Origin of the sequence: Neorickettsia findlayensis (assembly GCF_009856525.1) — a bacterium.
In the GTDB taxonomy this organism is placed as follows: domain Bacteria; phylum Pseudomonadota; class Alphaproteobacteria; order Rickettsiales; family Anaplasmataceae; genus Neorickettsia; species Neorickettsia findlayensis.
Window position 1 is genome coordinate 422,122 of sequence record NZ_CP047224.1, and the last position, 26,042, is coordinate 448,163.

The 26,042-nt window shown below is 38.9% G+C and carries 21 protein-coding genes; 8 read left to right on the forward strand and 13 right to left on the reverse strand.

The window, feature by feature from the left end; all coding sequences use genetic code 11:
* Positions 1 to 5: 5 nt before the first annotated feature.
* From GP480_RS02015 to leuS, 5 genes are all read right to left on the reverse strand, one after another.
* The gene (locus GP480_RS02015; RefSeq protein ID WP_160095419.1) at positions 6 to 332 is read right to left on the reverse strand and encodes a dihydroneopterin aldolase; all 327 of its coding nucleotides are present in this window, start codon (positions 330 to 332) and stop codon (positions 6 to 8) included.
* The gene (gene carA, locus GP480_RS02020) at positions 313 to 1,422 is read right to left on the reverse strand and encodes a glutamine-hydrolyzing carbamoyl-phosphate synthase small subunit (protein WP_160095421.1); all 1,110 of its coding nucleotides are present in this window, start codon (positions 1,420 to 1,422) and stop codon (positions 313 to 315) included. The genes GP480_RS02015 and carA overlap by 20 nt, the downstream gene beginning before the upstream one ends.
* A gap of 11 nt (positions 1,423 to 1,433) precedes the next feature.
* The gene (gene rpmE / locus GP480_RS02025) at positions 1,434 to 1,664 is read right to left on the reverse strand and encodes a 50S ribosomal protein L31 (protein WP_160095423.1); all 231 of its coding nucleotides are present in this window, start codon (positions 1,662 to 1,664) and stop codon (positions 1,434 to 1,436) included.
* Between the two features lie 534 nt (positions 1,665 to 2,198).
* Positions 2,199 to 2,765, reverse strand: coding sequence for a DUF1013 domain-containing protein (locus tag GP480_RS02030; protein WP_082784584.1), 567 nt, complete (start codon positions 2,763 to 2,765; stop codon positions 2,199 to 2,201).
* Between the two features lie 92 nt (positions 2,766 to 2,857).
* Entirely contained in the window at positions 2,858 to 5,353 is a 2,496-nt protein-coding gene (leuS, locus tag GP480_RS02035; RefSeq protein WP_160096098.1) for a leucine--tRNA ligase, read from the reverse strand.
* Between the two features lie 233 nt (positions 5,354 to 5,586).
* Here leuS and GP480_RS02040 point away from each other — a divergent pair, with 233 nt between their 5' ends.
* Positions 5,587 to 5,970, forward strand: a complete 384-nt coding sequence (locus GP480_RS02040) for a hypothetical protein (RefSeq protein ID WP_237111386.1) — start codon at positions 5,587 to 5,589, stop codon at positions 5,968 to 5,970.
* Between the two features lie 80 nt (positions 5,971 to 6,050).
* Here the strand turns inward: GP480_RS02040 and GP480_RS02045 are convergent, their stop codons facing one another.
* A complete protein-coding gene (locus GP480_RS02045) occupies positions 6,051 to 6,668 on the reverse strand; it encodes a helix-turn-helix domain-containing protein (RefSeq protein WP_160095427.1) in 618 nt (205 codons plus the stop codon).
* 225 nt (positions 6,669 to 6,893) lie between these two features.
* On the opposite strand from GP480_RS02045, the gene ccsA reads away from it, so the two are divergent.
* The 3 genes from ccsA to GP480_RS02060 all read left to right on the forward strand — a co-directional run bounded on the left by ccsA (position 6,894) and on the right by GP480_RS02060 (position 10,476).
* Positions 6,894 to 7,595: a cytochrome c biogenesis protein CcsA gene (ccsA, locus tag GP480_RS02050; protein ID WP_160095429.1), complete on the forward strand. Its 702-nt coding sequence runs from the start codon at positions 6,894 to 6,896 to the stop codon at positions 7,593 to 7,595.
* On the forward strand, positions 7,576 to 8,454 hold the full coding sequence (locus GP480_RS02055; protein WP_160095431.1) for an aspartate carbamoyltransferase catalytic subunit: 879 nt from the start codon (positions 7,576 to 7,578) through the stop codon (positions 8,452 to 8,454). The genes ccsA and GP480_RS02055 overlap by 20 nt, the downstream gene beginning before the upstream one ends.
* A gap of 501 nt (positions 8,455 to 8,955) precedes the next feature.
* A complete protein-coding gene (locus GP480_RS02060; protein WP_160095433.1) occupies positions 8,956 to 10,476 on the forward strand; it encodes a hypothetical protein in 1,521 nt (506 codons plus the stop codon).
* Between the two features lie 309 nt (positions 10,477 to 10,785).
* Here the strand turns inward: GP480_RS02060 and GP480_RS02065 are convergent, their stop codons facing one another.
* The 3 genes from GP480_RS02065 to GP480_RS02075 are packed head-to-tail and all read right to left on the reverse strand — an operon-like array spanning position 10,786 to position 17,248.
* On the reverse strand, positions 10,786 to 12,159 hold the full coding sequence (locus GP480_RS02065) for a PleD family two-component system response regulator (protein ID WP_160095435.1): 1,374 nt from the start codon (positions 12,157 to 12,159) through the stop codon (positions 10,786 to 10,788).
* Between the two features lie 45 nt (positions 12,160 to 12,204).
* On the reverse strand, positions 12,205 to 12,483 hold the full coding sequence (locus GP480_RS02070; RefSeq protein WP_160095437.1) for a hypothetical protein: 279 nt from the start codon (positions 12,481 to 12,483) through the stop codon (positions 12,205 to 12,207).
* Between the two features lie 4 nt (positions 12,484 to 12,487).
* Positions 12,488 to 17,248, reverse strand: coding sequence for an NAD-glutamate dehydrogenase (locus tag GP480_RS02075; protein WP_160095439.1), 4,761 nt, complete (start codon positions 17,246 to 17,248; stop codon positions 12,488 to 12,490).
* A 213-nt stretch (positions 17,249 to 17,461) separates the two neighbouring features.
* Between GP480_RS02075 and GP480_RS02080 the strand changes: the two genes are divergently transcribed.
* Positions 17,462 to 17,737 carry a glutamyl-tRNA amidotransferase gene (locus GP480_RS02080; protein ID WP_160095441.1) on the forward strand — a complete coding sequence of 92 codons (276 nt, stop codon included), beginning with the start codon at positions 17,462 to 17,464 and terminating at the stop codon, positions 17,735 to 17,737.
* 81 nt (positions 17,738 to 17,818) lie between these two features.
* Here GP480_RS02080 and GP480_RS02085 read toward each other — a convergent pair whose 3' ends face one another.
* Genes GP480_RS02085 through GP480_RS02100 form a run of 4 tightly spaced genes read right to left on the reverse strand, consistent with a single transcriptional unit; the run spans position 17,819 to position 21,483 of the window.
* Complete coding sequence (locus GP480_RS02085; protein ID WP_160095443.1) at positions 17,819 to 18,748, reverse strand: hypothetical protein; 930 nt, start codon at positions 18,746 to 18,748, stop codon at positions 17,819 to 17,821.
* Positions 18,748 to 20,049: a glutamate--tRNA ligase gene (locus GP480_RS02090; RefSeq protein WP_160095445.1), complete on the reverse strand. Its 1,302-nt coding sequence runs from the start codon at positions 20,047 to 20,049 to the stop codon at positions 18,748 to 18,750. Before GP480_RS02090 ends, GP480_RS02085 begins: the two co-directional genes overlap by 1 nt.
* Complete coding sequence (locus GP480_RS02095; protein WP_160095447.1) at positions 20,046 to 20,522, reverse strand: Na+/H+ antiporter subunit E; 477 nt, start codon at positions 20,520 to 20,522, stop codon at positions 20,046 to 20,048. Before GP480_RS02095 ends, GP480_RS02090 begins: the two co-directional genes overlap by 4 nt.
* Positions 20,515 to 21,483, reverse strand: coding sequence for a ribonucleotide-diphosphate reductase subunit beta (locus GP480_RS02100; RefSeq protein WP_160095449.1), 969 nt, complete (start codon positions 21,481 to 21,483; stop codon positions 20,515 to 20,517). The genes GP480_RS02095 and GP480_RS02100 overlap by 8 nt, the downstream gene beginning before the upstream one ends.
* A gap of 275 nt (positions 21,484 to 21,758) precedes the next feature.
* On the opposite strand from GP480_RS02100, the gene nusA reads away from it, so the two are divergent.
* Genes nusA through GP480_RS02115 form a run of 3 tightly spaced genes read left to right on the forward strand, consistent with a single transcriptional unit; the run spans position 21,759 to position 25,987 of the window.
* Positions 21,759 to 23,333, forward strand: coding sequence for a transcription termination factor NusA (nusA, locus tag GP480_RS02105; protein WP_237111298.1), 1,575 nt, complete (start codon positions 21,759 to 21,761; stop codon positions 23,331 to 23,333).
* A 9-nt stretch (positions 23,334 to 23,342) separates the two neighbouring features.
* Complete coding sequence (infB, locus tag GP480_RS02110; RefSeq protein ID WP_160095453.1) at positions 23,343 to 25,685, forward strand: translation initiation factor IF-2; 2,343 nt, start codon at positions 23,343 to 23,345, stop codon at positions 25,683 to 25,685.
* Positions 25,686 to 25,693: 8 nt separating this feature from the next.
* Positions 25,694 to 25,987, forward strand: a complete 294-nt coding sequence (locus tag GP480_RS02115) for a ribosome-binding factor A (protein ID WP_160095455.1) — start codon at positions 25,694 to 25,696, stop codon at positions 25,985 to 25,987.
* Positions 25,988 to 26,042: the final 55 nt, after the last annotated feature.

Consider the following 26,042-nt stretch of genomic DNA (forward strand, 5'->3'; position numbering starts at 1 on the left):
TTCTTTTAAGAATCGCTTCCACTATCATATTCAACTTGCACGGATGCAGACTCAAGTACTTTGAAGAAAGACGGTTTCTTTACTTCAAGTGATAATTTAATAGGAGCAAAACAACTGATCAGTGTTGCAGCAAGTGTCTTTGCTAGGTCCTCAATATACTCGAAGTGCACATCAGTAACGGACAACCTAAGGCGTTCAAGAACCATGCTATAATTAATCAACTCATCCGACTGAAGAACAACATCAAGTAAGACCGTTCTTTTCACAACCCTTTCCCAGGCTCGGATTCCTAATCCTGTGTGTAGAGCGACTCTATTGAGAATTAATTTCATCAAAAAATTTAGTAAAAATGTAGTGGGAGTCATGTGTCCCTGGTGAACCTTCAGGATGATATTGAACAGAAAAGATTTTTCTGTTTTTTACCTTAATTCCCTCTACAGAACCGTCAAACAAAGATCTATGTGTAACAATAATATCTTTATTATTTAATGTGGACTCATCTAACACAAAACCGTGATTTTGACTAGTGATTTCTACTTTTTGTGTCTCGAGATTAATAACAGGATGGTTAGTTCCTCTATGACCTACAAGCATCTTTTTTGTTTTACACCCAAATGCAAGAAGGAGTAATTGGTGTCCTAGACAGATGCCTAAGACTGGCAAATTAGATGCAAGAATTTTTGAAAAATCCTCGCGCAATTGTAAATATGTTGCAGATGGATCACCAGGACCATTCGATAGAACAACGCCAGAAAAGTTCCCTGGCTCCAGAGCAGACGAAAATCCTTTTTTTCCATCTACTACCACAACTGCGAAATACTTTTTGAGATTTCTGAGGATGCCATCCTTTATGCCAAAGTCAACCACACATACCTTTCTTCTCTCATCGCCAGCAGGGCAGGGTAAGAATCGTGCATTTCCACTTGCAGATGTAGCCAACTCATTTCCATTCATATCCCCAGCTTCTCTCAGAACCGAGAGAGCTTCATTCATCCCCATTTCATTAACGGGAAAAATAATACCGCTCTGGTTACCCTTTATGCGAATCAACCGAGTAATTGCACGCGTATCAACTCCGTATATTGCTGTGATACCATTATTTTCTAGCCAGCCAGAAAAATCCTTTGTCCGTAAGTGATGCAAGAAATCCTGCGGCTTTTCTCGAAAAATCAGTCCCTTAGCAAGAACACGGGAAGACTCGTTGTCGTAAGAATTAACTGCAACATTCCCAACATGGGGAAAAGCAAAAAGGATAATCTGATCGGAGAAAGACGGATCTGTGATGACGTGCTGGTAGCCTGTCATCCCAGTAGTAAAACAGATTTCACCAACTGCAATGCCCCTTCTACCATATGAAAACCCAAAAAAACACTCGCCACCGGCAAAAGCAAGACAGCTATCGTATGATAAATTCTTGTCCATCCTCAAGCAAATCACATGAAGTCTTCCCCAAACTTCTCCTTGAATTTATTGACTTTACTAGTGGACCTGATGCTCGTAGAAGCAGACTTTGTCCAAGCCGGGTGAGTTTCAGGAGGCCAATCGCCGGCATTGTGAGTAACAACCTCACCCTTTTTACCCATAGTCGACTTTACTTTGAGTTTCATTCCATTAGTAAACTCAAGGATGACATCATATGTTTCTGGATGGATATTTTTTTTCATGAGCTAAAAGTGTTTGGATGACCAACGGAGTAATATTCTAACCGAGTAAAGAAGTTTCAGCAATAAAACTGGGCCACTCCAAAAAATCAAAACCCAAAAAACTATAAATTTGAGTATGGCACTCGCCGCCGTCGTGAGTAATCTCGGCTAGTTCTTTGTGAATCGATTCTACCACATGCTCGGTTCCATCTGAGCACCGAAAGACCATACGACACACGTTAGCAGGTCCGATCGCTCCTTCGATATCCTTTCATATAGCGCCCTATAAACTACTCTTCTTAAAGATCAAGTATACGAGGACAAGAACCTTCTGGTATATGGTATATCTTACTATCAATATTGCGTTTCATATACCAAAATCAGTAAGATCGACAATGATAAATATTTTAACCGAATAAAGAGGCCAAAACAACTGAACCCGCCTGCCCAAAAATCAAATGGGCAAACGGCACACACTCGCGACCATCTTTAAGGAAGCTCTCTAAAGACAAACCATAATCGCGCAATGAGAAAAAAGCAGCTTAAGTATTCACATTATATTGAATCTTGCATACTTTCTTCGATCTCACGAAGGCGCTGCTCACTTTGCTCTGAAATCTTTACTTTAAGCAAGGCTTCATCTAAGTCCTCCTGCGAGTAGAGATTGAACAAAATTGGATCACGAGGTTTTAAATTTTCATAATTCCAATAAGTCCTATCTCTGATAGATTTTACAATTTTCGCAGTAGTCCCTATAAGGGAGACTATTTGCGCATCACTTAACTCAGGATACTTGTTGATAAGCCACAGAGCAGCATCTGACTTAACCCTGCGTTTGACAACTGGGGTATACGCCCTGCCTTTTCTCTTACGTTTATCGACAATAGACTTAATAGACAACTTCCTATTTGGATCGTTTTCACAAGCCTCTATATCAGCCTGTTCCACCTCTCCTGTGATACGAGGATCACACCCTATTAGACCATGTGCAACAGTACCATCCGCGATACCTTCCACTTCTAAAACATGCAAACCACAAGCTTGTGCAATTTGTTCAAAAGTCAGAGCTGTCTTATCCACCAACCAAACAGCGACTGCTTTGCGCATTAAAGGCGAAGCCATAATCAGTAAACCACCATAGTGAAACTCAACTGTAATTCTGCACAGCAGAATATACTATAAAGCATCTTAAATTTAACGTTCTAAACATTTGGTTAACCAGGATTACTGCAAAGAAAATTAACCATCTTACCAGGAACATATATAACTTTATCAACTACAGCATTCTTGATCAATCTTTTTGCTAGGGAAATTATCTCCTCTTCAGAAGAATCTTCCCTCACCTCCAATGATTCTATAAATTTCCCGTTCTTCCGAACCATCAATTTAATTGTATCGCTTCTAGGAACTGCTTCGCTATAAGTGACCCAAGGTGAACTATACAAAAGGACATCTCCTTCGAGTTTTGAAGCCAAATACTCGGCTAAGTGTGGTGCAAGTGGTTCAAGTATCCTTAAAAGAATGAAAATCGTTTCTCTAGATAATGCTCCGGACGTACTTAACAAGTTGACTAACTCGTGAATCTTTGCAACTGCACAATTCAATTTTATTTCATCCATGTATTTTGTCATCTCATAGATAATCCTGTTAATCTGGATTTTAATTTCCCGGTCTGTTTCGACTTTACCACTGGTTTCATTAGATAGGTACCTTTCGACAAGATTTTTGATTCTCTGCAAAAATTTAAACGACGCTTTTATACCCCTATCCGACCATCCAAAACTGTTCTCTGGAGGATTATCAGAAAGAATGAAGAACCTTGCTGCATCAGCACCATATTTTGAGACTATTTCTTCAAGGTCCACAATATTCTTTTTAGATTTGCTCATCTTCTCCATTTTACCAACTAGAACTTTTTCACCTTTTTCCAGTAGTAATTTCGCCTCCTCAGGGTATAGATACTCACCGGAAGAGTTTTGATAGCTTTCATGACAGACCATGCCTTGTGTGAGTAAATTACGAAATGGCTCTGTTATCTCTATGTATCCACACTTGTTCAGGGCACGCATAAAGAATCTAGAATAAAGCAAGTGTAATATTGCATGTTCTATTCCCCCAATATACATATCAACAGGAAGAAAATGTCTGCAAGACTTCTTATCTATTCCTCCCTCTTTGCTGCAAAAAGCCGCGAAATACCAAGAAGATTCAAAAAATGTATCAAAAGTATCTGTGTCCCTTAGTGCAGGACCACCACATTTTGGACAATTTGTGTGTTTCCATGTTGGATGGTGTTCTAGTGGATTACCCTGTACCGCAAATTCTACTTCTTCTGGAAGGGTGACAGGCAGATCTTCAACGTTTACTGGTTGCATTGAACATTTTTCACAGTACACAACCGGAATCGGACACCCCCAATATCGTTGCCTTGATATTCCCCAATCTCGCAATTTGTATGAGTTCTTTGCTTCACCGATACCAATTGAAGAAATCTTTTTAATTATAAATTTTCGTGCTTCTATTACCTCCATCCCGTCTAAGAAATTTGAATTACACATTACTCCCTCTTCTAGGAGGTAGGGTAGTGTAGTGTTTGTACATTTTGGTGAGATGACTCTTAAGCAAGGTAGATTATGTTTCTGTGCGAATTCAAAATCTCGTGTATCATGAGCTGGACAACCAAATATTGCACCGGAACCGTATTCTGCAAACACAAAATTTGCGACGTATAAAGGAAGCTCATCGCCAGAAAATGGGTGCTTCACGCTTATTTTTGTTAGAATGCCAAGCTTTTGTTCGTGAACCTTCTCAAAATTTGCCTTTCCGGAAAAATTTTTGTTATCAGTGCAATGATCTGTCTCATAGGTAGTTTGGGTGCACAGTGTTTCTTTTTCTGCATCGCTCAATAAATCCAGTTCATTTACCAAAGGATGATCCACCGAAATAGCACAAAATGATGCTCCAAAGATCGTTTCGGGTCTAGTACTGAACACTTCAATGCATCTTCCCTCGTATCCGCTTATACGAAATTTTATCAGTGCTCCTTCGGATTTTCCTATCCAATTTGCTTGCATAATTTTAACTTTTTCTGGCCAGCCAGTAAGTGTATCTAATCCCTTAAGGAGTTCTTCGGAAAAGTCGCTAATTCTAAGGAACCATTGCGGAATCTTTCTCTTCACAATAACCGCACCCGATCTCCAACCACGCCCATCAATGACCTGTTCATTTGCAAGGACTGTTTTGTCGATAGGATCCCAATTTACTTCGGAATTTTTTCTGTATGCTAAACCAGCTTTTAAAAAGGCCAAAAAAAATCTTTGTTCGTGTTTATAATACTTAGGAGAGCACGTTGAAAGTTCTCTGCTCCAATCATACGATAGGCCTATACTCTTGAGAGAGATTCGCATTTTTGCAATATTTTTTTCCGTCCATATTCTTGGGTGAATATTGCTATTTATCGCTGCTTTTTCAGCAGGCAGACCAAATGCATCCCAACCGATAGGGTGTAATACATCGTATCCCTGACTTCTTTTATAGCGCGCTAATACGTCTCCGATGACATAATTTCTCAGATGTCCCATGTGTAGCTTCCCTGATGGGTATGGAAACATACTCAAAACGTAGTACTTTTTTCTTTGAAAGTCACAACTGGAAAAGTTCCATAGAGATTGAGCAAATTGTTCTATTTTTTTAAAATCGTAACTTGACATGTAGTCCAACCGTAAACAGTCTGAACGGGATTCTAGCACAAGACAACTTACATGACACAATACAGATATATGTTAATTGTCTTCTGTTGTTTTACCTTGTAGCGTTTCTTTATATCCAAATTTAAGCAATATTTGTAATATTTTTTGTATAAAAATAGAGAATTAATATGGGGAACTTTAATATTAATAGAATCATAACTTGCCTTATAGTCGGAACCATACTGTCTGGCTGTATGAGCTTTAACCCGGTGTATAGCACATCATATAGCTTTATTCCTCCAAAAAGTCAGAGTGGAAGAGAATGCGCAAACAAGTGTCTGCTTGCGAAACAAATGTGTCAAAGTGCTTGTGAGAAGATTCATGATACACGGACGGCAAATATCCTCATAAATATAGGAAACAAAGAAAAAAAGGAAAAACATGATTCCTTAGATGAATTCCACGAACTCAATAAGCGAGAGATGGCAGAGTATCGCAGAGAAATCAAAGAAGAGGCGAGATATGAAAGATGCCGGGACTCTTGTAATGACGATCACCGACTATGTCACACGAACTGCGGTGGTGAAGTAATAGCAAAAACAATGTGCATACGAAATTGCGATGAGGAAAAAAAATAGCACCATACTGTTACACCATACTATTCATAAATCTTGTTTCTTACAGAGCAGTCAGACTGTTCTATAAGAAACTTAAAGTGTTACAATCTCCTGAGCGTAAAGATTACTTTACCTATTATGTCAATTTCATCAAAGTGTTTGATATAGGTCGAGTATTTCTCATTATCCGGGGTTATCTTAACGTCTTGGCTTCCAAAGATATGTTCAACGCTTCGCACTATACTGTTGAACTTATCACGTATAAGAAAGACCCCGGACTTCATTCTATCACCCTGAACAAACTTTTTAATTATTAAAGTTTCATTCGGCATTATGCTTGGTAACATGCTGTCGTCATACATAGTGCAGGAGTATAGTTCGCATGCCTCGCTTATGTTTTCTTCGCAAAAAGCCCTGTTCAAAAGAAAACTAACACCAAGATGATTATCTAAGCTGTGTACGGGTAGATAATTTTCGTAATCTATTGAATCTGGTGATACATTTATAAGATAAGAGATCGAGATACCTAATTCCCTTGAAATGGAGTTAAGCTTTTTTGAAGTAGGGTTCTTTGACTTACCATTCAATATGTCGTATACAAATGATTTTCCAACCCCAGCTCTTTCAGCGAGTTCTCTTGCATTAATGCCGATCTCTCCCATCCGCTTCCTGATTTTATATGCCATTACGTTTGTTATCTGGTCAGCGATTTTTGTCATGTCTGCTGCTCAATCAAAAAAAATATATCGTGGATGTATCACAATTTAAAATTGTGCACAATCTTCTTTGTACAATTATTCACAATTATTTATTAAAATAGATGTAAATTATCAACTTTAAGCAGAAACATAGTAATCCCTATTTTAGACTTGATCGGCACCAACATTTAGTTCTATTGGGTTTTAAGCGATTCTATTCAATTAATGTAACAATTTCACTGCACGATGAAAAAATTTTTTTCTAGCACTAGTATATCAAAAAAGTGTATTTTTGGCTTGATATTCGCTTTATGCGTTTTATATCCATTCGCTTTTTATTTTGTATTTTCGTCTCCTATTGACCAATTACATGGTAATTTAGTGCGAATCATGTACATTCATGTTCCCGCAGCTTGGCTTGGTGTAGGCTTGTACTGTGTCATTGGGCTACTAAACTTGCTATATTTGTCTTTTTCTATATCGAGGCTTGGCGTAATTGCCTATGCATTAGCGCCGATCGGTATAGTTTTCTCATTAATCTGCTTAATCACCGGAAGTCTTTGGGGAAAACCAATATGGGGAGCATTTTGGGTATGGGACGCCAGATTGACATCAATGTTGGTCCTCTTTTTTTTATATTTAGGTTACTACATACTCTGGGATTACAAAGAGTATAACATCAAATTAGCTGCTATACTTAACTTGGTTGGTTTAGCAAATATCCCCGTTATTAAACTCTCTGTTTATTTGTGGGCAACATTGCATCAGAAATCCAGTTTTATAAGAAGTGGTGGCATATCGATTCATGCATCAATGCTTATGCCTTTATTATTGATGTTTCTGGCATCCTTTGTGTTGACGCTAGTATTATGGTATTTTAATGCTCGTGCGGTGCTGAGCTTAAAGAAAATAGAGAAGCTGCTTTTGTATGAGAAGCCTACTGAGTAATAGGGACATTACCGTTGATGAGATTTATGAGATCTTCGATCTGGCTGCTTTCTATTTGAAGAATGGAATTAAAAGTGATCTAGCTGGAAAAGTGATTTTCTCACTTTTCTTTGAAAGCTCAACACGTACTGAGACTTCTTTTTCGCTTGCCGCAAGTAAGCTTGGCTGCCTAGTTGAAAAAGTAAATGTGGAAACTGTCGCACTAAAAAAGGGCGAGCACTTAGTCGATTTTTTTGCTTCCTTAAATGCTCTTTTACCTAATGCATTCGTAGTACGACACAGTCAAAGTGGTATTCTTCACCTCTTAGAAAAATATACTGATTGTTGTATTGTTAATGCAGGCGACGGGACAAACGAACATCCGACACAGGGATTAATAGATGCCTTTACCATTCTTCTACTAAAAGAAAAGATAGAGGGTTTGAACGTACTTGTCTGTGGAGATATCATAAGGAGTAGAGTTGCTCATTCTACCATACCCATACTTCAAAGACTTGGAGCAACCGTTGCGATTTCTGGACCATTGAGTTTCATGCCTCTAATACAAGTAGAAGAAGTTGTTTACCACAGCAACTTTTCCGCAGCGGCTAAATCTGCTGATGTTATAATAATGCTGCGCACTCAGACCGAACGTACAGGGCAAAAAGTATTGGCTGGTACTACGGCTCCTTTTCGTCTTGATGAAAATGTTTTGAAAGATTTGGGTCGTGACGTGCTCATAATGCATCCTGGACCCGTTCATAGAAATTGTGAGATTTCAAATGCCGTCCTTGAAGACTCTAGAAATGCAATATTGACACAGGTCAGAAATTCTCAATTTGTGAGGGCAGCTGTATTGAATTTTCTCATCAAAAGTTAGTGCCTTTCGCTATCAAGAAAATGACTTTGGAGTAGTGTGGTTCCTCTCTGGGTTACTATAATGAGTTCGCTTTAACCCCGGTCCTGGGTCATGTCGTGAACATACAGCGTAAAGGGTTCCAGCGCTGATATTCTTCTCCGCGTTTTATATGATTATAGAACGCTTCTTATGCTGTAATTCATTGAGGTTTTCGTGAAACATTGAATGAAGTGCTTCTTATTGCTTAATGTAGCGATAATACGAATGAATTCTAACATGCTTTGCTCTTAAAGTATCTTCTACATCGCCTGAACTAGAGTTCGAAAGGTTAGTAGTCTATCGATGAAGAGAAAATTTCAGAATTCCTACAACTCAATATTGCTATCACTATAACTTGTATTTCCTTCCCGATTAGGAGTTTTGCAAATTTATTAAAAATTTTTTTAGAAAATAAATTATTTTATATCTATAAAAGTCACCGCGTTTATTGTTATAATTTATTAAATAATTTACAAATTCTTTATGCAAGCGCAAGAGACTCACCTTATGGGTTATCTTACCCACGGGGGATGTACATATAAGTTAGTCAGAGAAGGAGACAGACTAATTCTAGAAGTCGAAAATCCATCTGGCCAAAAAGCTGCCACAAGCCTAAGTGCTGTTGATTGCTCATCATTTGCACCAAAACTTGATCCACTCTCCAAAAGTAGTACATCTCAAGTTGCACTGACATTCAAAGAGATTTCTGGACGATTTAAGAGCTGCATTTATTCATTCGATAGTAGCAGCGCTGAATTGACTGAGCAGGGTAGTGGGTATGAGCACAACGGAAAGCTTTTAAATATAAATGCCTGTGGCTCTGTAAATCGTGAAAAACTCTGTGCAGTATATGAAGAATCAAACGTTGTAAAAGTTCAGGTCCTTTCTGTAAATAGTGATACAGGTGTTATTACAAGCAGCGCTGTTCCAAAGACAATAAGTGGCTTGGAGAGTAGTACAGTGACAGCGATTTCTGCCGCAGAAGTAGGGACGCATCGTATTGTAGTGCTCGCAAAGGATGGCACTACCTTGAAAAAGGGTAGTTCTACAGGAAGTAGTATTGCCATGTCCACATTTACACCGACTGGTGGATTAAGTGGGAACGAGGTAGACAGAATTATTGTCAATGCCTGCAAAGAAAGCAAAGCTTGTGCAATTGTAGGTTGCACAGATGGAAAGCTATATTATTTGAAATCCAATGGTAATACTCTCAGTAGTACCGCGACTGAGATTATGAAAACCTCAAGTGAGGTTATAGACCTGAGTGTAGAACCAGAATACGGAAGTGGTAGTAGCGTATCAAGATTTAATCTCTTTGTAACTAATCGCAAAGGTGAGGTTACAAAGGGTACTTTCGCCATTAGTGGAAATCAATGTGAGAAAAGTAGTAGCGTTACTATTACAAAAGAAAGAAAGACAGCTACAAATACACCAACAAATCAAGCAAGACGAAAATCTACAAGCACGACTCAAGTAACAGCCGCACCCACTCAGAAAACAACCACGCCCATCGCAGTGAGAAGAAAAAGCATTACTTCTCGCACTGGCCATAGTACAAAAGCTACACCCAGAACCACGATGAGGAAAAAAGGAGCGACTGGAATTGCAGATACGTCCACTCAGGGAGTTATTCCAACTGTAGTAGATAGTTCAAGTAGTGCTTTTCATATTCAACATGCTGAACGATTTATTGGTAATACTACTGTTCAAAGAGGAAACAACTCAACTACGGTTGCACCTTCCGATACGGCTGTTATTGTATTTGCTACAGCGGCTGGAGGTATATTTCTTCTTCTATTGCTTGGATTCCTGTATCTCGTATACCTTGTATATCAGAGAAGAGCCAGAATAAGACGTGTTTTAGAAAGTGGCTTTCCAGAACTCAGAATGGAAGAGTTGCGTCATTCCGATGAGGATGTTTCCGATGATGAAATGCCTGGCCCGTTGGAAGAAACAAGAACAGAACGCGAGCATAGGCGCGGCAATAAAGAATCGAACATATGACTCATTTTAAAAATTAGAAAATTTTTTATCACCACAAAAGACAGCAGCGACATCAAACATCTTGTCTCACCTTTACTTATGCACAGCAGAAAAACGATTATGTGTAATGCTGATAAATATATAACTCTGATATCTAGAGCTATACCATAAGTAGGTGACCAAAACACATATAAGAACTCAGTATTGCTTCACGTATGCTAAAAGTTTCTCTCTGTAGGTCAGCGGGCAGGGCGAGGTCCATCAACCCGGAAGGCAAAACCTTATCTATTTTATGCCAGGAAAGTCAAATAGACTACCTCAATAATAGATTCATTTGTGACAATGATCAGACATGACCACTCGGTTTCTACCTTTCTCCTTTGCAATGTAGAGGTTTGCATCAGCCCTTCCTATTAAGGTTTTTGCAGTATCTCGAGATTGATATTCGGACACTCCTATACTAACAGTCAACGGAACCTTTACTTCGTCATTAATAGTGCTAAATTCAGTTTTCTCAACAGTTTTTCTGATCCTTTCAGCGGTAGAAAAAGCCTCTTTAAGCCCGACATCGACAAGAACAACTACTATTTCCTCTCCTCCAAATTTGGCCACCAAGTCATTAAGCCTGAGACACCCCTTCAAGCATGTAGCAAGTTGCTTTAATACGAGGTCACCAGAAAGATGTCCACAAACATCATTGATCTTTTTAAAGTAATCAATGTCTATCATCATCAGAGAAAAGGTCTTATTTTGTGACTTTGTTACAGTTGCTAGAAGCTCATCCATGTATTTTTCAAAATAGTACCTGTTGTACAACGATGTGAGTGGGTCTATGATGGCCATCTTAAGACTATCTTCTACATTTTTCTCGATGATATCTTGGTATTTTTTTCGCTTGATCTGTGTAGTTACTCTGGCAATGAACTCGCTTTTGTTAATAGGAACACATATATAATCATTGATTCCAAGTTCTGTTATCTCAGCAATTAAACTTTCATCATCTTCATCATCAACTATTGCTATAATCGGTATAGACCTCGTTTTTAATTGACTTTTGATTGCAGAACAAAGTCTAAGCAGATCCTTAGATACACTGATATTTACTATCAAGACATCAAAGGGCGTATATTCTGCTTCCTTTTCAGTAAGATAAAGTACATGCGGAAATGTTGGCTTGAGTATTTCCTCTAGCTCTTTGGATTCAGAATACTGTTGATTAACTATTGCAATCACTCCAGATGATACATCTTCCACATAATTTATAATTTTACTTTCCGTACCGCTGGTAATTTGAGACTTAGTGCTTATTCTGAGACGCACCTCATCCAGGACAGTTTTGAATCGCAATAGAGACTTTATTCTTATGAAAAGGGTAAAATCTTTCGCTGGTTTGACAAGAAAATCGTCGGCCCCACTACTCAGACCTTCAACTTTATTTTCAATATCGTTGAGCGCAGTAACAATGATCACTGGGATGTGCATGGTGGAGTAATCACTTTTCAGACGTTTACACGTTTCAAATCCATCCATTTCTGGCATCATCACGTCCAGCAAAATTACATCTGGCTGATGCCTCCTAGCAAGCTCTATTGCAGCAATTCCAGAGGAAGCAGTAATCACTTGATAATACTTTGCTGTTAATTTGATCTCTAATATCTTAATGTTGCTTGGGATATCATCCACAACTAGAATTAATGCAGTCATTGTTTTTTACATTCAGGCAGCAAAACGACGTATAGTACTATACTGTTACTCACAATCCTTCTTTTCGATTTTCTCTACATCTTTTTCTTCTACTCGCAAATCGAGTGGAGCTTCATAAACCTCGTATACCCGATCATCATCTCCGGTAATAGATTTAGAAGATACAGGTCGATGAAGATAATCTATCCATTCTTTTTTTAGTAGCTCAAAGCGTTCATTAAGGCTTCTAAGGGTCCCAAAAATTTCTCTTATGGATTCCTTGTCCAAGAAAAAAACTGCTATTCCAAGAATGACAAGGAGCTCAAAAAAGCCCACCCCTAACATAATACTAATACTCCTTCAACAGCATTGAACGTAAACGCTTCACAAGGACCATGAACTTATTCATATCAAGTTCTCCAGAAGACGCAACCTCGTTATAAAATGACTTATAGCGCTCAAGTTTTGCAGAGTACTTACTACTCCACTTTTCAATTGATGCACTGTAGTCAACGTCTTCGGTGACATATTTTGCAATTTCACGAGTAAATGCAAACTGCTCTTTACAGAGTTCATCTAGCAGACAATACACGGACATTCTTTGCCAGTAAGAACCATTTTCAAACTTTTCGCATGCCATTTCCCTTAAAGAGGAAAGAGATAAAGCTGCACCTACATTAAAATAAATCCGTCCGACAGTCAGACAATCTATTTTGTGATCATCATTCTCAAGAATGATCCTACGGGTCTGTACAATTCCCAAAGCAGCTTCAATAAATCCCAAGCTTGCTAATTTAGCACTCAGTTCAGTTGGTAGACCAATAGATTCAAATACACAAAGCGAGTCTTGATACTTTTTAAGAGAAGCAGCGTCAAGGATTTCCACTAATCTTTGACTTATTTCTCTAATTTCTTGAGAGAAATCTTCTACAAGTGAGATAATGTTTATTGGATTCAGACAATTTTTGAGCAACCAATGCACTGAACGGTTTAAAAATTGCACAAAGATCGAATCAATACCATGAAAAGAATGAATATCCACTTTCCCAATAAAATTCTCGAGCTCATCAAAAATTGGGGAGAGTTCATATATTTCCATAACTGCAACAAGCACATAGATTACCTCTTTAGATGAGAAACCAGTGTTCTGAACTATGTTTTGAACAAACGTACATCCAAATCTGTTAATGATGTCGTTAGCAAGCTTCGTTGCAATGATCTCACGTCTAAGAGGATGATTTAAGATCTCACTCATGAACCTTTCCCGCATCAGGGTTGGAAAATAATTTATAAGATAGCGATTCAAAATCTTTTCATCTGGCAAGTTAGAAGTTATAATTTTTTCATAGATGTACATCTTGCTGTAAGCTGATAACACAGCTAACTGAGGTCGCTCAAAGCTTCTACCTTCTGCGAACAGGCGTTTTATTTCGTCATCGGAGGGTAAAAACTCTACCTTCCTATCTAAAAGACCCACTTTAACTAGCTTGTTTAGCAAATTCTGATACTGTTCAAGTTGTCTACCGGATCTCATTATCTCCATCGCCATCATAAGAGACTGAACCCTGTTTATATTCAGAAGTATTAATTTAACTACTTCTGGCTCTATTGCTACCAGCAGAGCATCCCGTTCTTCAAGCGTAATCTTCCTCGATTTTACAGCGCTGGAAAGGGCAATTTTTATATTGACCTCCATATCGGAACACGACACACCAGCACAGTTATCTATAAAGTCTGTGTTTATAATTCCACCCTTCGCAGCATATTCTATCCTACCGAACTGCGTGCAACCTAAGTTTCCACCTTCAATAAAGATCGAAGCTCTAATATTTTTCCCATCGACCCTTACATTATCGTTAGACTTATCTCCGACTACATCGTTACTTTCTTGAGAAGACTTAACATACGTTCCTATTCCACCATTCCAAATAACATCTACATCTGCCTGAAGAATATGTTTAATCAACTCATCTGGGGTAAGGATATCCTCGGATATCTCGAAAAGCTCCTTTACTTCGCTACTGACCCGTATGGCTTTTTCACTACGCAAAAAAACGCCTCCACCTCGTGAGATAATGGAAGGGTTATAGTCTTTCCAGGTTGATGCAGGCATATTGAAAAGCCGTTTCCTTTCCTCGAAAGAGGCCTTTGGATTAACTGGATTCGGATCCACAAAAATATGCACGTGGTTAAATGCAGCAACGAGCTTCAGTTCGTCTGAAAGCAGCATCCCATTTCCAAATACGTCGCCAGACATATCACCTATACCGACAACTGTAAACTCTTTTTTCTTTAACTCACCAAACTTCTCCCAGAAAGCCATCTCAAGAGAGATCCATGCACCACGCGCAGTAATTCCCAACTTTTTATGATCATATCCATGTGAACCACCCGAAGCAAAGGCATCACCGAGCCAGAAACTATACTCTGCAGAAACATCGTTTGCGTAATTTGAAAAATTGGCTGTACCCTTATCTGCAGCAACCACAAGATAGCAGTCATCCGCATCATAAGTGACAATATCCTTCACTTTTTGACACTTCCCGTCGACAATATTATCTGTAAGATCGAGCAAACCCCTTAAGAAATCCTGATAATATCGAATTGCCATCTCAGCCATAAGCTTCCTATCTTCTATACTTTTCTTGATAACGAAGCCTCCCTTTGAACCAACAGGGATAATAGCAGTATTTTTTGCCATCTGAGCTTTCATAAGCCCGAGAATTTCAACACGGAAATCTTGAATTCTATCGGACCATCTGATGCCGCCACGTGCAACCTTTCCGCCTCTCAGATGTATCGCTTCGAATTGACTGTGGTAAACAAAAACCTCTACAAAGGGCTTAGGAAGAGGCATGTCAGAAACTTCCTTGGAGGAAACTTTAATTGAGATATACTCTTTGTTCATGTAATAATTTGTCCGCAGTATCGCGAAGCATAGTCCTGCAAGGGCCCTAATGATATTATCATAAATTATGTTAGTCACTGACGACAGAAGCTCCTCAAGCTTTGCCTTCAGAATTTTGATTTCTTCATTTCTCACAGCGTCATCTATTTCCTGTGAAAAACGCATGTGAAACATCTTAATAATCAACACTGCAGCTTCCGGAACATGCGACAGTGCTGCTTGTATATATGCGGGATTATACTTAAAAGATACCTGCTTCAGGTATCCAGCAAAAACACGTAATAGAACAACTTCACGCCAAGATAAACCTGCCAAGACTACCAGAGCATTGTAACCATCATTTTCCAACTGCTCATTAAGAATTCTTAGCAGTGAATCCTCAAACTTATCTTTTATTTGAGAGAGAGGAAAAAGCATCTCTTCACCGCTTTTTAGGAGAAAATGGTGTATCATCACTCCAGGTGTGCATTTAATCCTATAGCAATTATGCTCCACCACCTCCATTGCCATATTTTCGATAACTAATATCAGCTGGTAGAGTTCTAATTTCCCTTCAGGAAAATATATCTTTAAATAGCGATGTTTTCTTTCTTCATAGAGTTTAACTTCTATAAGTTTCTCTCGCGTGACATTGCATATTTTTCCAATATCCCCATAAGCCGAGGCGACATCAAAAGATTCTTTATAACTTTCTGGAAATTTTCCAACGTACTCCCTGTATTTTAATTTTTCCTCTTTTTTAAGCACAGAATCTGTAATCAATTGTCCAAGCTCATCTTCCCAGTCCTTTGCCATTGAGGTCAGTCTTTCTTCTATTTCTTCATCCGTGCACGAGGAAATAAAAGAACCGACATTGAAGACAAATTGCAGTCTAACAAGCCCAGACTCGCCAATTACAACATATTCATCTGCTAGAGTACCATTAAAGGTTTTTGTGAGGAAATCTCTGATCTTGTAGCGCAGTTTCATACTAAACTGTGCATTTGGAACAAAAACAACACAATAAATAAACATCCCTACTTCATCTCTTCTGATGAAAACCCTCAGACTTGGCTTAACGGCCAAAGAGATCATACCTTTGCAAATCTTGTGGAGTTCCTCACTTGAAGTCTGAAACAGCTCCCCTTTGGACATGCCCTGCATTAATGCTAGTAGGGATTTATGATTATGCCCACCCTTCACGAAACCTGACATTCTTTCGATATTCTCTATTTTTCTACGCAAGATAGGTATCAACCTTACATCTCTATAGTGTGCTAGAGACGTAAATAGACCGAGAAATCTCTTTTCTCCGATTACTTCTCCATTTTCTGAGAGACACTTGATTCTTATACAATCGGCATTGACGCGTCTATGGACACGAGAAACATACCTAGATCTGCCAATATGTAGAACTCCCTTATACTCTCTAAACTTATCGTCACCGCCGAGCTCTGTTTCAAATTTTGAAATACCAAGAGAAAAAGTAGGCTCTTTTTCAAGTTTTTTACCCACCAATCTATATTCGTCGTAACCTAGGAAAATGAAATTATCGTCGTTTAACCATTTAAGAAACGCAGTAACCTCATCACTGAGCGAACAGCTTGGATTTTTTTGCTTTGCAGGATCAGAAGAATCAATTCTCTGAATCTCATTTTCCAAAACAGTAAGCATTCTTCCCCAATCAGCAACTACATTTGCAACAAGCCTACTTACATCTTCAAGCTTTTTCTGTAGTTCGGAGATTTTTTCAGGTGATGCAGAACTAACAAGAAAGTAAATGAAAGACTCATTCCCAAAGTTAGCAGGACTCTCCTTCTTATGTATTTTTGTTAATTCTCCGTCTTGGTTTCTTTCGACTGATAAAACAACGTTCAAACGTCTGTATACAGTAAAACCATTCGCCTTAATTTCTCCGGTAAAAGAGTCGACTAAAAATGGAATATCAGGATTTAAAATGAATATTGCTACCCGGTCCTTCTGTAAAATATCCGGTACTTTCGATAGGGTAAAAATCTCAATTTTCCTTTGATGCGGCAAACGTTCCTTCAAAAAACTATAAGCCTCATTTGCAATCTCAGAAAACAACTTTATTTCTGCATACTTTTCGGTTGGTAGTGTTGCATAAAACTGTTCCACAAATGATACGAAATTTTCGGATAACCCATTCTCAACACTCGAGACTATGGTTGCGATAAATTGCGAATATGTGTTTTTTTCCATGTTACTCTGATGGCTGCGAACCGAACTACGTCATTGTAGCACAACTTTTGTTTATTTTTGGTTGTAAAAACGAGGCTTATATTTTGTCTTATACTAAAACAAAATATATTCTAGACTGCAGCGTGATATAGTTAAGTTGCTCATTTTGGATTGTCTTTTTTTACAAACTAATGTTAGAATCCGTCCGGGTTTAAGTAAGATGAAGTTTTAATTATGCAGGACCACATTCTTCTCAGGAGCGGAGCTCTTGCTGGGGTTGTTCTTTCAGAAGATGACTTAAAAGAATTCTCACCGCAAGTAGAAATTCTTCTTGGTTGGGAAAAGGGAATTTCAAAAATGGCAAAGCAAAGAAAGAGTAATCCTCGAGTAAAGTTAATGCAAGAGAAGCTCTTTACATTCAGCTTTGAAGAGGAGTCTCGCTGCGATGAAATACGGTCGCACGTTAAGACTGAGCACGGATATTTTGTCGTCCCGAAAGTGATTGGCTAATCTCTTTCTTTGTCCTGATTAATACGGAGTTGGGTTCGCTTTTTTTCTTATTTGTCTTTAGATGTACACTCTATAGCTGCCCTATCTAAATATAAGAATGGTCTCTTTCATATACGGTATGACCTCTACACTCACTGAGCAGTCATCTAGATCCATTCTTATTGTTTTTGGTGTAACTACATCCTTAAGCTCGGGCTTCTGTTTATTGATTGCCTTATCGAGCATTTTTTCCTTCAGATACGCCCTAGAACACGCTATCTTGCGCATATTATGATCAAGTATCACGATCTTTTCCGACGTATTTTTCAATATAATCTCTGTCCTTTTGTTATAGAGCTCAACAACGGCACTACTTGTTCTAAGACTTGTATTATCCTGCCCAAAGAGCGCAATCACGTCGCTATTGATCCTGGCATCAATAAGCAGAGATTTAGTATCCATTTCAACTTCCAAAACACAACTTTTACTCGGTAAAGTAATGAACTCCTTCCAGTTCAAATATTCTTTATTGTAAACCTCATGAGCTGCGCTCTTCCAGTATAATAAAAAGGGCGAGCAATCAAGCATCTGCTGTGTACACTCTACCTTCTTGGTGAGATATGTGTTTTCTTTTTCCAACCTACTAACACTTTGCAAACTCACAGAAAGATCTAAGAATAATATTGCGCTCTTACCCCCTTCTACTTTACAGAGAACAGCAATCATAGAAATCTCATCATTTTTTTTACTTCTCAAAAAGAATTTTCCATTTTCTACGTGCTTTCCAAGCGCTTTCTGAAGCGCATCACCATTCGTAAAATTTTGTAAAAATTCCGCCAGTGAATAGTATTGCTGTTTATCTAGTTCAAGCTTGAAAATTTCCGTATCAGATGCAGAGTCCCGGATATAAAAGTTATCACAACTTTTGACTAAGCAATCAGTAAAAGAGTCTTTACTTTTCGCACGAAGCTTTATCTTACTGCTTCGAAAGAGTACGATCAATAAAATGGATAGTATTATTAACTCAAGCATCAGCTAAGTAAATCGTTCAGTCTGATCAATATTCTCTTTCTACCTATGAACGGAAGAATATTTGCCATTTCTGGACCACCTCCTTTTCCAGTTAATGCAAGTCTCAGATTGATATGAACCTCTTTCCTATTATATCCGCACTTTTCCACGATTAGACCAACCCACCGTCTATATGTCTCGGGAGAGACTTCTTCCTGAGGAAGTAGCAATATAGCATCTCTGATAAGTTGTGTATTGCACTCGGTACCAGAGTAAATTTTAGCCTCAGTAGTACATATTTCCCACCAATAATTTACATCAGAAATAAATTTTACGTTATTTTTAACAGCATCCCAGAAAGGTTTTGATACACCTCCCAAACGTTTTGCAAGATCTTCATAGGTAGAAAGACGCAAAAAATCAGCATTAAGAGCATAGACTTCATCTTCTAAAACAGTCACGGATGAAGACGAAGAATAATTTTCCAAATTAAAATTGCTATAATTCTTAAAATTCTCAAAAGTAGCTTGAGACTTGGCGCCCAGATTTAACAAGTATAGGCATACCACTTCAGGCTCTATGTGATTTTCTCTAAATGCTTGTATTTCGTTACCGCCAGCTCTTTTAGACATCTTCCCAGTACGCATTTTCAGCAGTGGCATATGAGCAAAACTTGGAATTTCAGTGCACCCCAGTGCTTCAAAAATCTGTATCTGCACAGCAGTGTTAGAGATATGATCCTCACCACGAATAATAGTACTAATTCTGCACTCAATATCGTCAACAACCGAAGGCAACATATATGTGTAAGTACCATTTTCCCTTATAACAATTGGATCACTCGTGCTATGTAAATCTATTACTATTTTTCCTCGAAGCTTATCCTCCCACGTAACCACCTGATCAGGATTGAGTTCAAAACGATAGTATGGAGGCCGGATTGAATGCTTAGGTTCAGTTTTTTTTCTGTATACGGGTGGAAGACCGCGAGCTAAAAGTGCTCTACGTTCTATCTCAAGCTCTTCAGGTGTCTCATAACAGGCATAAATCCTTCCACTTTCTTTTAGCTTAACTACTGCATTTGCATAAAGCTCACATCGCTCAGATTGTTTGATACAGAGATCTTCCTCAATCCCAAGCCATAACAAGTCTGTAAAAATCTTGTCTACGTATTCACTCTTGATTCTTGTGACATCCGTATCATCGATTCTCAAAATAAATTCGCCTCCAGAAGATCGAGCTGTAAAGTATGCAATTAGTGCTGTTCTTGCATTTCCTAAATGAATGAGTCCAGTTGGACTTGGTGCAAAACGGGTAATCATCTGAGAAGAGAATCGGAAATACGCTTCTTCATCTCAGATATCCCAGAAGTAAATTCTTTGCTGAAACAATGAAAACAAATACGCTGATTATCCATCATAACCGTCACTGTGCCTGGAGTAAGCGTAACAGAAAGTCCAAAAATGACGTTAATTACATCATTCTCGAATAACTCCTCCTCAGTAACGAATTGTCTACTGCAATTAAGATGCGGTATATGACTGGAGTAAACAAGCTTTAAAAGTGAGAAGGATGACAAAAAGATCTGTGCTATGAGCCACAACACATATCTCAAGAAGCGAAAAGAAAAAACAACGGAAAAATCAAATGAAGATCGCAAGAAAAACAAATAAGAAACATAAGAAAGCGCTGCAGCAGACAATCCAAAAACAAAAAGAAACATCGACTTTTGACCTGAAAGAATCAGCCAAAATGCAATCAGAGAAAGTATCGGCAACATGAAACCTTTATGCATCACTAAAATTGAACGCCTCATCCCAAGTACCCTTTGTTGCAGCTTTAGAGTATTCAGTAGCTTTATTTTCAAAAAAGTTGGTGTGCTCGACCGTATTCAACACTGCCTCTAACCAGAGTAAAGGATTAACTTTTTGCTCGTATATCTCCGAAAAACCTAACTGCTTCAGCCGTAGATTTGCAATGTATCTGATGTACTCCTTTACTTCAGATGCCTTTAAACCTTCTACGTCCCCCATCTCAAAAGCAAGATCTATGAATGCATCTTCATGATGAACCATAGCATCGCATATCTCTCTTATCTCTGCCTCTAATTTTAACTTGTCGATATCATTCTCAAGCAGAAAGGTACGAAAAAGTTTAGTAATTGAGTTAGAATGCAGTGTTTCATCACGAACAGAATAGGCAATAATTTGACCCATACCCTTCATCTTATTGAAGCGTGGAAAGTTTAACAGAATCGCAAACGATGCAAATAATTGAAGTCCCTCAGTAAATGCGCCATATACAGCAAGCGTCTTTGCTATTTCAGTTGGAGTGTCCATCTTGAAAGCCTTCAGATACTCACATTTTTCCTTCATTTGTCTGTACTTTGTGAAGGCAAGATATTCTGTTTCTGGCATACCAACCGTATCCAGTAAGTGCGCATAAGCAGCTATATGTATGGTTTCCATATTTGCAAAGGCAGTAAGCATCATACAGATTTCCGGCGGCTTAAAAACACCAGCATAATGCCTCATATAACAGTCATGAACTTCAACATCTGCTTGAGTAAAAAAACGAAAAATCTGAGTTAGTAAATTTTTTTCCGTACTACATATCTTATGATGCCAATCCTGCACATCATCAGCCATAGGAATCTCTTCTGGCAACCAATGAATCTGCTGTTGTATTTCCCAAGCTCGGTACGCCCAATCGTACTGAAACGGTTTGTACGAGAGACGGGGCTCTAGGAGAGACATATCACACCTCAAATAAGGGAAGAAAAGAGGAGTGTCATTGTCTCAAATTGATCCATAAAATTCAAGGGATCATGTGCGCAATAAGAATTGCCAATTCAAGTGATACTGTAAACCGCTACGGCAGTTCATATTGCCTTTTAAAGTGTTTAAGCGTACCATGTCTTACTCAGGGTGTAAGAGCTTCTATCCTGGTATCAGTCTTTCGTTTGAATACATTAGGCAAATTTTAGTCAGTTATGTCTTTTTTCGGTAATGGACCCAGTAATCTCCAAATTGTGGAATCCATAAATTCTGTTGCAGAAAAAGAAGGACTCAATCCTGATACTTTGTTTCGCGCGATAGGAATCGAGTTAGCACATGAAATAGGAAAAAGGCAGTATGGCGACCATAAGATTTTTGTTGAGATAGACAAAAAAAATGGCGAGATAATTGTATCAAAGCGACTTCTTGTAGTCGAAGATTCTGATAAGGCTCATATGCTTGAGCAGCTGGAGATGGCTACTGAAGAATCCACTGATTCGTCTTCATCATTTGCTGTACAAGAGAAGATTCACTATGATGGTGTGATCGATCTCTCGACTGCAAGGCTCAAATACCCGGATGTTGAACATAAAGCTGGTGATATAATCACAGAACGTTTACCTTCATTTTCTTCTGGATACATAATTGCTAAGGTCATGAAGGCAAAGCTTGAGCGCCTCATTACATCCTTAGTAAGGGAAAAGCAATACCACTGCTACAAAGGCAGAGTTGGAGAGATTGTTACCGGCATTGTGAAAAAATCTATCGACTTTAAGGCTGGTAGTAGGAGCATCATCGTCGATATCGCAGGAGTGGAAGGCCTCTTACCTTATTCGTCATTAGTGAAGGGCGAGAGTTTTAGGCCCGGTGAAAGAGTTAAATGTGTGATACAAAAAGTTGAATATTCAGTCGTCAGACCTCAAATTCTACTCTCTAGGTCCAGCGGCAGTTTTGTTGCTCAGCTTTTTGCCCAGCAAGTACCAGAAATATATGATCGTGTAGTGGAAATAAAAAAAGTTGCCAGAGATGCTGGTTCTAGAAGCAAGGTTGCTGTTTTTTCGTCAGATAGAAACATAGATCCAGTTGGAGCGTGTATTGGTATGGGTGGAAGCAGGATAAACGCCGTGGTGAACGAGTTGCATGGAGAAAAGATAGATGTAGTTGAATATTCGAATGACACTGCCACCTTTCTGGCTAATGCTCTTAAACCAATTAGACCGGTTAAAATCACTGTAAATGAAGAAGCGAAGAAAGTAGGATTAGTTGTTCCTGATGAAAGTGTCAGCCTTGTCATAGGGCGCGGTGGACAGAATATATACTTATTATCTTCTCTTCTTGGATATCGTGTAGAGGTACTCAGTGAAGCTGAAGTTTCCAAAAAGAAAATGGAAGAGTTCATCTCGGGAACGGCGCGCTTTGTAGAAGCTTTAAATGTCGAAGAAGTAATAGCTCAGCTATTGGTTACTGAGGGATTTTCAACGGTTGAAGAAATTGCTGACTGCAATACATCAAGACTAGCATTTATTGAGGGATTTGATGAGGATATCGCTGAAGAGATAAGGAGCAGGGCAGTTGAATATGTAAATGAACAACCTAAAAGAGTCCAAGCATTGTTAGAAAAGTATAAAGCAAATCCGGATATGCTTGCCCTTTCAGGCTTTGACACGGAATTGCTTGAACTGCTTTTCTCATCTGGACTGACAGATCTTGAAAAGGTTGCCGAGTTGTCTTCTGATGAATTAAAAGAGGTTATCGGAGATAATAGATTTGCTGTGCCGTTGCTAGAACAGCTTATCATCAGATCAAGGGAAATTCTGGGGTGGTTGTAGGGCAGACGTATGGATACTAAAAAAAGGCTCAGCTTGAATTTAAAAAACGGAAAGGAAGAGTTGTCACGCAGGGCGCTGAGGGAGTTTATAAACAAATCTGCTACCAGTGGCGGTCCTCCATCTTCGGGAGGCAGTGAGAATCGCACAAGTCATCTGACCAGGCAAGAGGAGCGAAATAGGTTGGATGCGCTTCACAGATATCGGAAAGCGAATATAGAGCTGGCTGCACAAGAAAATTCCGCGAAAGAGAAAGAGGTAGTAGAGACATCTACAGAAGCTAATCCAATTTTACCAGATGAGGCAAAAGTATCTTCGACCCGAATTAGTGATCCGCGTTCACCAAAAGCACAGATACAGCAAAATGCACAGGAAGGTCCTCTATCGGTTTTACAATTAGATGGGCCAGAAAATAATAATAGCTCTTCTTTGAAAAAGGATAAAAAGGGACATAAGGCTTCACAGCACAAAGATGGATGGAAGAACCAACAGATGAAAAAGCGGAAGGATCCATTAGCGCCAGAAATAGACTTGCAGAACATTGATGGGAAGGAGCGTATTGAGAAGACTCTTTCCAGGCAGCCAAGCCACAGAAAAAGGACATCTAAGGGTTCCTATGCTTCACGAACAAACGTGAATCCGAAGCTTGGGCAACTCATAACGATAGATAAACGTTTAATAACACTACGAGAGCTTTCTGTCTTACTCTCTGAACCCATGGTAAGGATGAGGATGATCCTCAAGAAAATGGGTGAGAGTTCCGGAGAAGATGATTATCTTAAGCAGGAAACTGTTGAGTTATTGGCGCTCGAGCTTGGTCATGAAATAAGGTACAAACCCTCTACAGCTGAGATCCTTGCTGCAACAAGAAGAAATACTAATGAATCTGATCTGAAGCCAAGAATTCCAGTAGTAACTGTCATGGGACATATCGACCATGGGAAGACAACCTTGCTCGATGCACTCAGAAATACAAGCCTCACAGCAACCGAAAGTGGTGGTATAACACAACATATAGGGGCTTACCAGGTTCAAGTAGGTGATAAAAGTATTACTTTTATAGACACACCGGGGCACGCTGCCTTCACTTCGATGCGGATGAGAGGTGCAAAAGTTACCGACATAGTGGTTCTTGTGGTCGCAGCGGATGATGGTGTAAACGAGCAAACTGTTGAAGCAATTAAGCATGCAAAAGCAGCAGAAGTGCCAATAATCGTTGCGATAAATAAAATTGATAAAGAAGCTGCAAACATTCCGAAAGTTTTAACTGAGCTTGCACAGCATGGAGTGATAGTCGAAGAAATGCATGGGGATGTTATGAGTGTCAACATCTCTGCAAAAAATCATATCAATCTGGATAAATTGAAAGAATTGATCTTAATTCAAGCCGAATTTCTTGACTTAAAATATGATCCTAAACAGCATGCAGAAGGTGTAATTATTGAATCTAGGGTTGATAGAAAGCGCGGCGCTTTCTCTACTCTGATAGTAAAAGAGGGTGAGCTGAAGACAGGACAGATAGCGGTCCTGGGGTCTTTTTATGGGAAAATAAGAAGCATGATGACCTCTTCAGGGGAAGTTGTTGGAATTGCAGTCGCAGGAACTCCGGTTGAGGTGATGGGTTTGAGTGAAGCCCCAGAGCCCGGCACATCATTTTTTGTTGTTAATAGCGAAAAAGAAGCAAAAATGGTTGTTAATAGCCATGAGCATATAAAACAAGATCTCTATAAAAGGCCTTTGCGGGATTCATTTGAAAGCGATAAGCACAAGCTGAATTTCATAATCAAGGCCGATGTCAACGGTTCTGCGGAAGCACTTGTGCAGTCAATAAGTGGGCTTTCTCATCCAGAGGTCGATGTTGCCATCATACACACTGCTATCGGTGATATAAGTGACTCTGACGTGTTGCTTGCACAAGTTTCTGGTGCATACATTATAGGATTCAGGGTTAAGACAGAAAAAACTGTAAAGGATTACCCAAAGATTATTTTTCAATCGATCATATATGACGTGATAAAGAAAGTTCAGGAAATGATCGAACTACTCGTTTCACCAAAAACCCGAGAGGTTATCTTAGGTTCTGCAGTAATCAAAGAAGTCTTTACGCTTTCAGATAAATCTAATGTTGCAGGATGCCAAGTAAAGTCTGGGGTAATAAAAAAATCTGCTTCTATAAGACTTGTGAGAAACGGAGAAAATATAAAAGATCTTTCGATAAAATCACTAAAGCGCTTCAGAGAAGAAGTAAAAGAAGTAAAATCTGGTTACGAATGCGGGATCTTGCTTAATGGCTATAGCGAGATTAAAGTTGGTGATGTCTTAGAGTCATTTGGATTGCTTTCGAATGAGGAATAGGAGCCTATATGAACCCAATCAAAAAATTGCGTGTTGAATCTTTACTTAGAAGAAAAATAACCGAAATTATCAATAAAACCTTTGGTCCGGTTGCTGCAGTATCGGGTGTGGAAATAACAAACAATTCTAGATTTGCGATGGTATCGCTTCAACTATTTAGTGGGGCTCCGGAATCATGTTATATCGAAAATGGTATAAGGGCAAAATTAGGAAAGTCTATTGAGATGCGTAATACACCGAAGCTAAATTTTGTTAGCATAAGAACGCCTCTTGATGCTTTACAACCTGCATATCAAGAGTAGCATCTATGATGCAATAGTTAGTTACCTCTGCTCACGAGAGGATACTCCAGGTGAT